The organism is Salinivibrio socompensis S35 (assembly GCF_000513715.1).
GTDB classification, from domain to species: domain Bacteria; phylum Pseudomonadota; class Gammaproteobacteria; order Enterobacterales; family Vibrionaceae; genus Salinivibrio; species Salinivibrio socompensis.
This window is the reverse complement of the sequence record NZ_AQOD01000139.1, coordinates 1-10,373: the sequence shown is the minus strand read 5'-3', so window position 1 is coordinate 10,373 and position 10,373 is coordinate 1. Positions and strand designations below refer to the sequence as shown.

Below are 10,373 nucleotides of genomic sequence, written 5' to 3'. Positions count from 1 at the left end.
ACGATTCTTGAACAAGGTGGCGATTACTTATTAGCGGTGAAACAAAACCAGGGCAAGCTGGCGAACGCGATCACCGCGGCATTCAGTGAGCAACGTCGAACCTTCAATGACGATGTCGAGTTTGAATATGGTCACGGTCGTATTGAATCGCGTCAGTGCTATGTGCTTGATAAAGAATGTTTATCCGGCGACTTTAGCCGTTGGCCATCACTACAAAGCCTTGTCATGGTTGAGTCTTTGCGTGTCGAAAAAGGGCGTCCGATGTCGTTGGAGTACCGCTACTATATCAGCTCAAAATCACTGACTGCCGATGAGGCAAGCCGTGCTATTCGCTCGCATTGGGGCATTGAAGCCATGCACTGGGTGTTAGATGTCAACATGGGTGAAGACGCCTGCCAAATTTATAAAGACAATGGGGCCGCGAACTTTGCCTGTCTGCGACACATGGCCTCAAACATGGTGCGGGCTGAGCCGACCAAGATCAGCTTGGTGGCCAAACAGAAGCGTTGTCTCATGAATCCCAGCTTCTTAGAGAAGGTTTTAGCCGCAGGCATACCGACGATGGTTGAAAAATGAACACTCATGCGCTCGCCCTGATTATCAATTATCTTATAAAATCGTCAATCGCTTTACTCTATACTGTGTTTCCTACCCTATTATTCGACATCGCCAAACGACCAACTCATGGAAGTTCAGAGCCTTTATGTGGTACAATTTTTTAGGATTTTGCAGCCTTATTCTCTCGGGTATCATTGTGTCTCTGGCTAAGTTTTTCGGCGTGATAGACTGAAGAAATCGATCTTATCTAACTTGGTGGCTGGGGTTCTATTACTGGCATTCTATTAGCGTCCGGTAGCGAAGAAAGAATAACTTGGCTAGATCTTGAGCTGGCAAAAAACGCCAAAGATTTACACTCGAATCAACAATGTATGACATCATATAGTATTTTTTCTAGATACATTGATTATTGTGTCATGTATCCTGTTATTCGTTATCGCGCAAATAAAAAGTCCCAAAAAATTGAACTATTTATGTGGCTAAAGGCGATTGACATTTCGTCTTGGATGATTGCATTCATCTTTGCCGTGACCACAAAGCTACTATGAAGTGCACAGGTGTCGGGCCTCGCACGCCACTCCCCTCACACCTATTGATTTCACACATGGTTACACAACAAGGCGCTGTAACGCTTTACATCAATCACGACTAGATGAACACTGCGTGGCACAGTACAATGGCAGCTCATGTAGCGTAGAGTCAGTAAAATACTATGAGTAACACGACGGCGAAGAAGCCGAGTCCCCTGTTTGAAATCCTGTTCAACGTTTTTATCCCCTCGATCATTCTGATGAAGTTGAGCGGGGATGAATACTTGGGCACAGCCATGGCACTGGTCGTCGCTTTGGCCTTCCCTCTTATCTATGGCGGGATGGATCTGGTCCGCAACCGGAAATTTAATTTTATCGCTGCACTTGGTTTTATCAGCGTGTTACTGACAGGTGGGATTGGCCTACTAGAGCTCGATACCCGTTGGTTAGCCTTGAAAGAGGCGTTGATCCCAGGCCTTATCGGTTTAACGGTGTTGGGCTCGACCTTTACACGTTACCCCTTGATGCAAAAGTTAGTGCTGAATGACACCGTGCTAAACCTTTCTTTAATCAATCAGCGTTTGAAAGAGAATGATCAATCCTCGGCCTTTGAACGTTGTCTGATGCGGTCTAATTACCTGTTCGCCAGCACCTTTGCGTTCTCATCGGCGATGAATTACTTCCTGGCCACGTGGATCGTGACTAGCCCTGCCGGCACACCGGCGTTTAATGAAGAGCTGGGCAAGATGACGCTTTACAGTTACCCGATGATTGCGATCCCCAGCATGTTGATGATGTTCGGTATTTTCTATTACATTTGGCGACAAGTGCGGGCGATGACATTATTAGAGACAGAGCAAATCTTCCACCTCAAATAACATCCTGACACGCCTTATTTGGCCCCCGACGCTGGGCGTTTTGGCTTCGCTTGGAACTGCTTAATGCTCTTTTTTGCATTCGTGCGTCGGTTGGCTTTCTTATCGCGAGGAGCGCGTTTGCTTTCGCCAGTTGATGGTTTATCTGTCACCGGGAAACCGTCCAGCTCTTGTACGGGCAATGCTCTTTGCGTCAGGTGACGAATGGCGTTGAGTGCGTCCATTTCGCCATGGCATACCAGAGATATCGCCACGCCTTGCTCACCGGCACGAGCGGTTCGTCCTATGCGATGAATATAAGTTTCTGCATGCATAGGCAATTCAACATTAATCACCACCGGCAGGTGTTCGATGTGAATGCCACGCGCTAATAGATCTGTGGCAATTAATACGTTGATTTGGCCAGATTTAAACTGTGCCAGGGCTTGCTCTCGCTCGGTTTGAACTTTATTGCCATGAAGTGCACTGGCCGAGATGCCCGCTTTATTGAGCTTTTTCGCCAAGCCATCGGCATTTTCTTTCGCTCCCACAAACACCAAGATCTGCGACCAAGCATGCTGTTTGATGCATTCAATCAAGGCTTTCGCTTTACTGCCTTTGTTGACCAAGTAAAGCGTTTCGGCAACATCTTGATTGGTGCTATTTTCTGGGTGCGCGGCGATCCGTTTGGGCGTAACCATTAACTGGTTGGCTTTTTGCTCAAGTTCATCGGAGAACGTGGCCGAAAACATTGCGGTTTGGCGTTTGCTTTCAGTTTGCATCGCAATCTTTTGCACATCGGGCCAAAAGCCCATATCGAGCAAACGGTCCGCTTCATCCAAAACCAAGTAATGCACCGTACTCAAGTCTAAGCCGTTGTTGGCTAAATCGACCAACCGCCCTGTCGTCGCCACAAGAATGTTGGGATTTTCCGCCAATGCTTTTTGTTGCGCTGCTTTATCAACGCCGCCGCATAAGCAAATCGCACTGAGTTCTAAGGCACTGCCCACTTGGTTGATTGCATCACTGACCTGCATCGCCAACTCACGCGTTGGCACCAAAATCAGCGCTTGGTGCTGTGGGTTTGCGTTTAACGTTTCCAGCAAAGGCAGACCGTACGCAAGCGTTTTACCACTGCCGGTATTTGCCAATGCCAAGACATCGTTACCGGCTAACAGCTCAGGGATCGCCAACGTTTGAATAGCCGTTGGGTTTTTAAACGCCTTGGGCAGCGCGTGAAGCAATTCAGAACGCAATGAGAGAGCAGAAAATGGCATGAGCGAAACCTTTCTATGACGACAATAACCATCATCACGATGGGAAAAAGAGGCGCGGACTGTATCACACTCTGTTAGATAACCCGTTTATTTTTGGCGCTCATACCATGTGTACTTTTTTCCATCCTTGAAGCCACTTCTCGTCACTTTTGAGGTCACGCCAGTCCCTTAAAAAATGCTGATAAGCTGATAAGTAATGGTTTCGTGCTTCAACTTATCAGCCCAGAAAAGCAATGTAGATGAGTGTCATCATTGACTGATTTGAGTCAGGCGATCTGACCGCTCTAGCGAATCAGCACTCATTGCTTTGAGTTCCGATGCGCCTTCAGCGTTCTTCTCGGATAACATTCTGATTCGATCTGCGAGTTGACTGATCTCTTCTGTTACATGCGCTTGCTGCTCAGATGCCGTCGCAATGCTCACGGTGCGCTCTTTGATATTATCAAACGCGGTGACAATCTGTTCAAAATGCTCACGTACCATACCCGCTCGCTCAACCGAAGACTGAGATAACTGATAACTCGATTCAATCACTTCCACGCCTTGGCTAGCCGCCGAATGAAGCTGCTGAATCATACCATCAATTTCAGCTGCCGATTCCTGAGTTTTGGCGGCTAATGAGCGCACCTCATCGGCAACCACCGCAAACCCACGTCCTTGTTCTCCTGCCCGCGCCGCCTCGATGGCCGCATTCAGTGCCAGTAGATTGGTTTGCTCTGAAATCTTTTTGATGACCTCAAGTACGGTTCCCACCTGTTGTGAATCTGAGGCCAATTTATCGATCACGGAAGAGGCTTCTTTCAGTGTGGTGGCAAGCTTTGCAATAGCGTCACTATTTTCATCGACGGCTAGCTGCCCTTTTGCCACCAATTTCGACGCATCCTCGGCAGTGTCTGCCGCAGTGGCGGTATTGCTGGACACATCGGTAGCGCTAGCTGACATTTGGTTGATCGATGCCGCCAGCGTAATGTTTTCATTCATCTGTGCAGAAGCTTGGTCACTCAGATCTTGGCTCAGCGCTTGTAAGTCGTTTGCACTGCTTTTGACGCCAATCGCTTCTGTCGCCACGTCTTCAAGAATTTTTTCGAGGTGGGCGCCATATTCGTTGACCGAACGCCGCAACTCGCCCATCTCATCAGCACGAGCAATCTCAAGTTTACTGCCTTTCTCGCCTTTAGATAGGCTGTCAACTTGCTGAGTCGTCTCTTTAATACTGCGAACCAGCCTCTGGCCGAGCAGGACTACGACCAATGCGAAGACAGTCACCAACGGTAACAATGTTATATATAGGCCAGAGCTTACTCGATTCAACGCGGCTAAGGCTTTTGTTTCAGGTAACAACATACCCACTGTCCAGCCCTGTTTTGGCAAAGGGACCTGAACAAGGAGCGACCGGCCCTCGCCAACCACACCTTCAGGCAGATAAACCGGCTCGCCGGCGTTTAGTGCCGATACAAGTGGGGATAAAAGCGGAATATTGTCTACTCGCATCGCTCAAGCTTTGCATACTAAGGGTTGAAGAACGCGCACCTGGAAATGACAAAATTCGATCGGTTTGATCGAGCACAAATGCATAACCTCCGGTTGCCTCATTTTGGTCAGTCAATAAGTCGGACAAACCGGAGAGCATCAAATCAACCGTCGCCACTCCCCAAAACTGGCCATCTCGGTGAATTGCCACCGTACAGGTAACCATTGGAGTGCCAGAAATCGCATCCTCATAAGCGGCAGACCATGCGCATTGCCCAGCCGGTAAGCCCCGTCCAGCTTGATACCAGCCTTCGTTGTGATAGCCACTGCCAGCTGGATCATTATAATCATCTAATAGATCAAGCGAGCCTTGCTCATTACGTGCCCAAAATAAAGAATCACGTGTTTTTCCCGGTGTTAGCTTACCGGGTTCAGGCCACACGCCGCCGCCCGCAATCGCAACGTTGCCGTAATGATCGACGACGGGCTCGAGGCGGTCAATAAATTGTGAACGCTCCAGCGGCAGTGTTTCCGATAATGCCGCGAGTGTATCGGTCAAAACCGCCCCTTCATTCAGTACCGTTGCAATACGCCCTTCAATGTTTGTAACGGTTTGTCGAGCGCCAGCTACTGCCTGCTCTTGCAAAACGGGCTTAGCCACCCACTCCATTACGAGATAAATGGTAAGAAATGACCCCAATAAAAGGGCAAGCGCCATGGCTTTAATCTTACGGCTGATAGTCATGGCAAAATCCTCTGACCTAGTATTTGCTTTAAGCGTAGCAGCGAGTGACCTAATTACCATGAAGGTTTGTCTTTTATAGCAAAAGACCGTCAAAGCGATCTCTGGCGAGTTGGTTTCACAGACGTCTCACAACCGTTCAGCGTCTTCGATCCTCAGTCGGTGAAAAAGCACCAAGCCATTTCATCGATGACTTGACGCTTTTTCCAAGGGCATAATTACTTCCACCCTTGAAGCCACTTTTCGCCACTTTTGAGCTCACGCCAGTCAATCGGGTATTCCTTTTTCGACAGTACCGACTCGATCACGCATAACACCACCACACCTTCTTCATCATACTCAACGTCGGAGACTAAAAAGTGCTTCTCGCGATGGATGGATTTTACCGCCGTCCACTTGCTATTGCGTAACTTGGTTGGATTGATTTGGTTCACGCTAACCCCATTAGATACTGCATCGGTTAAAAATGACGAGACACAGTACGCACGTGACTCCGTTTGGTTCAGTAAGACTCACAAAACAACATCAACACGCTTGCCCTATAACGCCCGGCTCACGCGCCGGTTTGGAGCCGCCAAGCGGCGGAAAATCGGTCGATGTGATACTGGTTATGTTTCGTCATCACCGATCTCGGACATCCGCAATAATTGCCTACTGCGACGCACTGTCAGCACATCGACCTGATCTTTGACGCTGTAAATTACCCGATACGTTCCAAATATCAGCTCCCTGATGCGAGGTGCTCCCACCTCGGGAACCATACGCCCGCTTTTAGGGAAATCAGCTAACCGCTCGACCGCGGCAAATAAATCATCAACCCACTGTACCGCAGCAGCCGGGTTGTCTTCTGCGACATACCGAGCAATATCCTCAACACGCTCCAGCGCAAGCGGCGACCAAACTATTTTCATTGGGCCAGCCCGCTCAGAACCCTAGCCTTCGCATCTTCATGTGCAATACCATCCCCGGAGGCTATCTGTTCTTCCGCCTTATATACCTCTTCCAGTATCTCCAGACGTTCCTGCATCTTCTCGTACTCGTAAACATCCACCAGCACGGCAACACCACGACCTCTTTGTGTCAGCACCATAGGACGACGAGTTTCATGGATCTGCTTTACAAATGTCGCTACACCTGCTCGAAATTCAGACAGAGGACGGATATCTTCATCTACTCGAACCCTTGACATGGAACCACCTTAAGTACGCTTACGTGTACATCTAAGAGTACAATACCGCCTGGCAGCAAGCAAGGTGTTGGAAAAACATAACGCCTGCCATCACCGGTGCCAAGGCCGTAGCGCAGCGGAGGTTTTGGCATCCGGTGCATGGCCTGGTTAGCTACGCTTATAGACATGCTTACGATGACCAACCTTCACTACCGTTACTACAAGAAGCTCATCTGTCACTTCGTATATGATTCGGTACAAGCCCTGTCGGACCCGGTAACGCTCTTGCCCTGAAAGCTTTTCGCTGCCGACTGGTCGGGGATTCTCCTGCAATTGCTCCATGCGCTGAAGAATACGGGCAACATCTTTGTTTGGGATTAGCCGAAGATCCTTGGAGACAGATTTCTTGAAGACAAGCTTATAATTTGTCATGACTCTTCAAATCATCCAGCAAGGCCTCATAACTCATTGTTGGTTCGGAAACCCGTTCCTCGAATGCCGCCAAATCTTCCTGATCCTCAGCCAATGCCGCACGAACAGCTTCGTTGACGATATCTGATAAGGAACGATGCGTGTGCGCGGCCTTCAGCCGCAGCGCAGCGTGTAGCTGAGGGTCAAAATAAACCGTAGAACGCTTCGATATCTCGCTCATGACATTCTCCAAATATTGTGGCGCTCAGACATTATAGCGTCACGACATTAAGGCGTCACGACATTAAGGCGTCACGACATTAAGGCGTCAAATTGTGTCCAACTAACGCCCTGCTAAGGGGTGAGCAACACAATACCGAAGTTGCCGCAAACCACCTTAATCACTAAATTCAACGCATAGCAAAAATTCCACGCGTTGCGAATCCCTCTTGAGCAGTTTGTTGAACGAAGCCGCTACGCGGCAGAATGCCGTCTTACCGCCTATGTTTCTTCCTACTCTGCCAATCGGCAGTAAACAGGAGAAGCACCATGAGCCCTCTACAACAACGGCACTTCGATGCCCTTTATCAACAGCACCTCAACAACTTAACCCTTCAAGCAAACGCCCCGCTACCATTGATGCTTATGCCCGTGCCGTTCGGCGTATCGCCGCATTCTTCGATTCTCCCCCCTGATAACCTCTCCCAGCAACAGCTCAAAACCTACTTCGTGCGTCTTATCGCTTCTCACTCCTAGAGTACCGTTAAGCTCGACACCCGACAAAGATATCTGTAGTGGCATAGTGAATTTGGCCACCTGATTAGAGGTGTTAAGATGCACCTCATAGCATGACAGGTGAAACCATGACCAAACGCACAAGACGTACTTTCAGCGCTGAATTTAAACGTGAAGCCGCTGAGCTTGTTCTCGAACAAAACTATACGATTATCGAAGCAGCTACTGCCATGGGCGTGGGTAAATCCACCATGGACAAGTGGGTGAGACAACTCAGACAGGAGCAACAAGGCATCACGCCTAATGCATCCCCCATCACACAAGAGCAAATTGAAATTCGGGAGCTAAAGAAAAAGCTGGCGCGCCTTGAGGAGCATAATGACATTTTAAAAAAGGCTACCGCTCTCTTGATGTCGGACTCTGTGAACAATTCTCGATAATCGAGAAACTCAAGACGAGCTATTCAGTCAACAAGCTGTGTCAGGTATTTAGCGTACACCGCAGCAGCTTTCGTCACTGGCAGCAACGTTCAAAAAAGCCGATATGTGCCCAAAAAGTCATTGAAATTGCCAAGGTCAAAGAGCTCTTTCGCGACAGTGAAGGCTCTGCTGGCGCGCGTAGTATTGCGAGAATGGCGACGGATCAAGATGTCCCGCTGAGCCGCTATCGTGCCAGCAAACTGATGGAGAAGCTTGGTTTAGTGAGTTGCCAAATACCCAGCCATATATACAAGAAGACAGGCGATGAACATGTTGAGATACCGAACCATTTAGACCGACAGTTTAACGTTGAAGCACCAAATCAAGTTTGGTGTGGTGACGTCACATACAGTGTGCCCGGAGTTCAGGGCTAACAAGGATGTTTAAATTGAACCACGAACCTGTCTGAAATCCATGACGATATTGGTAGGAGCCAATAAGTTATGGCTACTTCTGGTTGTGCAGGAGTATGAGTCTGAGCGGCAGTGACTTACCGTATGCTGGTAAGGTGATGTAACTCGCTGACAACGGGAAGTGAGGCGAATTCGTTAAGCCAAGATGCTTCTCTAGACTAAGTATTGGACGGATGAAGAACATGAACCGATTAATCCGCATCTGTGGGCTGAAACGTCGCCACCGTCTACACGAGTTAACAGGCGGTATGACGCTGATATTGTGCAATAGGTAGCTGCGCAATAACCGAACTGGTCAGCAAAATGTAAGTGCTTGCCAGTGGATAAGTGCTAAATCACAATTCTGCGCTTAAGCGTCATCACCTTACAGCACGATAAGGTTAAAGACTGCGATCGGCATCCACCCCAATATGTTTGAGTTCAGGCAGGTAAACCGGGGAAGGTCTATTTGCATGCTAAGGGAGCATGACCCTAAGGACAAATAGACTGGCGGAGCGCTCGTAGTAGTCTGAAATGGGGAAAGCCCATTACATGGCGAAGGGGCGTAGCTTAATTGTTTTACGTCGGCAAATTAGCTGACCATAACAAGGTGAAGACCTTTGATAATCAGTGAAATGCAACGTAAATTAGCAACATGGACTCAAGCGGATAAATCGCAAAGAGTCAATCGACTACTGCGTTTAATCAGCCATCCTCAATGGTTGAAACACGCAGCTGACATCACCCTCTTAGCTAAAGGAGCGAAAACGCCGGGTGTTGATGGGATCACAAAATATCATCTGCAAGAAAGGTTAGATGAAGAGCTCGCTATACTCAGCCAAACACTGAGAAATGGCTCGTATCGACCGCTTCCAGCAAGACGAATTTATATCCCCAAAGCAAACGGTAAACAACGCCCTTTAGGTATCCCCACCCTGAAAGATCGCATAGTACAACGCGCCATGCTGATGGCGATGGAGCCAATCTGGGAAAACGACTTTCACTCGTTATCCTACGGCTTTAGGCCTGAACGCAGCGTGCATCACGCGATCCGAACGGTCAAACTCCAGTTGACTGATTCGAATCAGGAGAAAGGACGATGGGTAATTGAAGGCGATATGTCGAGCTATTTTGATACAGTTCATCATCGACTACTGATGAAATGCGTCCGTAAACGAATTGCCTGTAAACGATTTAATCAACTACTCTGGCTCTTTATCAAGGCTGGTCACGTTGAAAAGAATTTATTCTGTGCCACTCACCAAGGTGTACCGCAAGGTGGCGTGATCTCACCACTGCTGTCAAACATCATGCTCAATGAGTTCGACCAGTATTTGAATCAATGCTACTTAAGCAAAAAGGCGCGTAAAGACCGCTGGTACTGGAATCACAGTATCAAGATTGGTCGTAAACCTGCCCTTGAAGAGAATAGGCAATGGAAGCCTGGAGTTGCGTACTGCCGCTATGCCGATGATTTTGTTGTCATCGTCAAAGGCTCGAAACAACAGGCTCAGGTGATCCGAGAGCAATGCCGTGACTTTTTGGAGAGCAAACTCAAGCTCACATTAAACATGGAGAAAACTCAAATTACCCATGTTAATGACGGTTTTGTCTTCCTAGGGCGTGTTGATCTTTGCTGTACACATTTTATTCAGCAATACATCGGCAGCCACATTATAGTAAACGCCAGTGATACCATACTGGCGTAATTTCTTGCTAACTTATCATATCTCGTTGATATTGCTCGGAAGTGCTTA

The 10,373-nt window shown here is 48.3% G+C and carries 11 protein-coding genes and 3 pseudogenes; 5 read left to right on the top strand and 9 right to left on the bottom strand.

Annotation, left to right across the window (positions count from 1 at the left end):
• Positions 1 to 576: ISAs1 family transposase (locus DZ54_RS0114465; protein WP_025674853.1), on the top strand; the 576-nt coding region annotated here is incomplete at its 5' end.
• A 694-nt stretch (positions 577 to 1,270) separates the two neighbouring features.
• Complete coding sequence (locus DZ54_RS0114455; protein WP_025674852.1) at positions 1,271 to 1,966, top strand: VC0807 family protein; 696 nt, start codon at positions 1,271 to 1,273, stop codon at positions 1,964 to 1,966.
• Positions 1,967 to 1,980: 14 nt separating this feature from the next.
• Here the strand turns inward: DZ54_RS0114455 and DZ54_RS0114450 are convergent, their stop codons facing one another.
• The 8 genes from DZ54_RS0114450 to DZ54_RS0114420 all read right to left on the bottom strand — a co-directional run bounded on the left by DZ54_RS0114450 (position 1,981) and on the right by DZ54_RS0114420 (position 7,251).
• Positions 1,981 to 3,219, bottom strand: a complete 1,239-nt coding sequence (locus DZ54_RS0114450) for a DEAD/DEAH box helicase (RefSeq protein ID WP_025674851.1) — start codon at positions 3,217 to 3,219, stop codon at positions 1,981 to 1,983.
• Between the two features lie 249 nt (positions 3,220 to 3,468).
• Positions 3,469 to 4,710: a methyl-accepting chemotaxis protein gene (locus tag DZ54_RS22100; RefSeq protein WP_081721675.1), complete on the bottom strand. Its 1,242-nt coding sequence runs from the start codon at positions 4,708 to 4,710 to the stop codon at positions 3,469 to 3,471.
• The gene (locus tag DZ54_RS22095) at positions 4,634 to 5,434 is read right to left on the bottom strand and encodes a cache domain-containing protein (RefSeq protein ID WP_037354685.1); all 801 of its coding nucleotides are present in this window, start codon (positions 5,432 to 5,434) and stop codon (positions 4,634 to 4,636) included. The genes DZ54_RS22100 and DZ54_RS22095 overlap by 77 nt, the downstream gene beginning before the upstream one ends.
• 215 nt (positions 5,435 to 5,649) lie before the next feature.
• Complete coding sequence (locus tag DZ54_RS0114440; RefSeq protein ID WP_025674850.1) at positions 5,650 to 5,865, bottom strand: TIGR02450 family Trp-rich protein; 216 nt, start codon at positions 5,863 to 5,865, stop codon at positions 5,650 to 5,652.
• A 174-nt stretch (positions 5,866 to 6,039) separates the two neighbouring features.
• Positions 6,040 to 6,342, bottom strand: coding sequence for a type II toxin-antitoxin system RelE/ParE family toxin (locus DZ54_RS0114435; protein ID WP_025674845.1), 303 nt, complete (start codon positions 6,340 to 6,342; stop codon positions 6,040 to 6,042).
• The gene (locus DZ54_RS0114430) at positions 6,339 to 6,620 is read right to left on the bottom strand and encodes a type II toxin-antitoxin system Phd/YefM family antitoxin (protein ID WP_025674843.1); all 282 of its coding nucleotides are present in this window, start codon (positions 6,618 to 6,620) and stop codon (positions 6,339 to 6,341) included. The genes DZ54_RS0114435 and DZ54_RS0114430 overlap by 4 nt, the downstream gene beginning before the upstream one ends.
• 147 nt (positions 6,621 to 6,767) lie before the next feature.
• Positions 6,768 to 7,031 carry a type II toxin-antitoxin system RelE family toxin gene (locus DZ54_RS27560; RefSeq protein ID WP_025674842.1) on the bottom strand — a complete coding sequence of 88 codons (264 nt, stop codon included), beginning with the start codon at positions 7,029 to 7,031 and terminating at the stop codon, positions 6,768 to 6,770.
• Positions 7,018 to 7,251 (bottom strand): CopG family transcriptional regulator, encoded by a 234-nt coding sequence (locus DZ54_RS0114420; RefSeq protein ID WP_025674840.1) that lies wholly within the window; start codon positions 7,249 to 7,251, stop codon positions 7,018 to 7,020. The genes DZ54_RS27560 and DZ54_RS0114420 overlap by 14 nt, the downstream gene beginning before the upstream one ends.
• A 308-nt stretch (positions 7,252 to 7,559) precedes the next feature.
• Between DZ54_RS0114420 and DZ54_RS24325 the strand changes: the two genes are divergently transcribed.
• From DZ54_RS24325 to DZ54_RS0114400, 3 genes and pseudogenes are all read left to right on the top strand, one after another.
• Positions 7,560 to 7,766: a hypothetical protein gene (locus DZ54_RS24325; protein ID WP_025674838.1), complete on the top strand. Its 207-nt coding sequence runs from the start codon at positions 7,560 to 7,562 to the stop codon at positions 7,764 to 7,766.
• Between the two features lie 107 nt (positions 7,767 to 7,873).
• Positions 7,874 to 8,574, top strand: a pseudogene (locus DZ54_RS26280) (IS3 family transposase); the annotation flags it as partial.
• 677 nt (positions 8,575 to 9,251) lie between these two features.
• Positions 9,252 to 10,226 (top strand): annotated as a pseudogene (locus tag DZ54_RS0114400) (reverse transcriptase domain-containing protein); the annotation flags it as partial.
• Between the two features lie 41 nt (positions 10,227 to 10,267).
• Here the strand turns inward: DZ54_RS0114400 and DZ54_RS24320 are convergent.
• Positions 10,268 to 10,373, bottom strand: a pseudogene (locus DZ54_RS24320) (IS5/IS1182 family transposase); the annotation flags it as partial.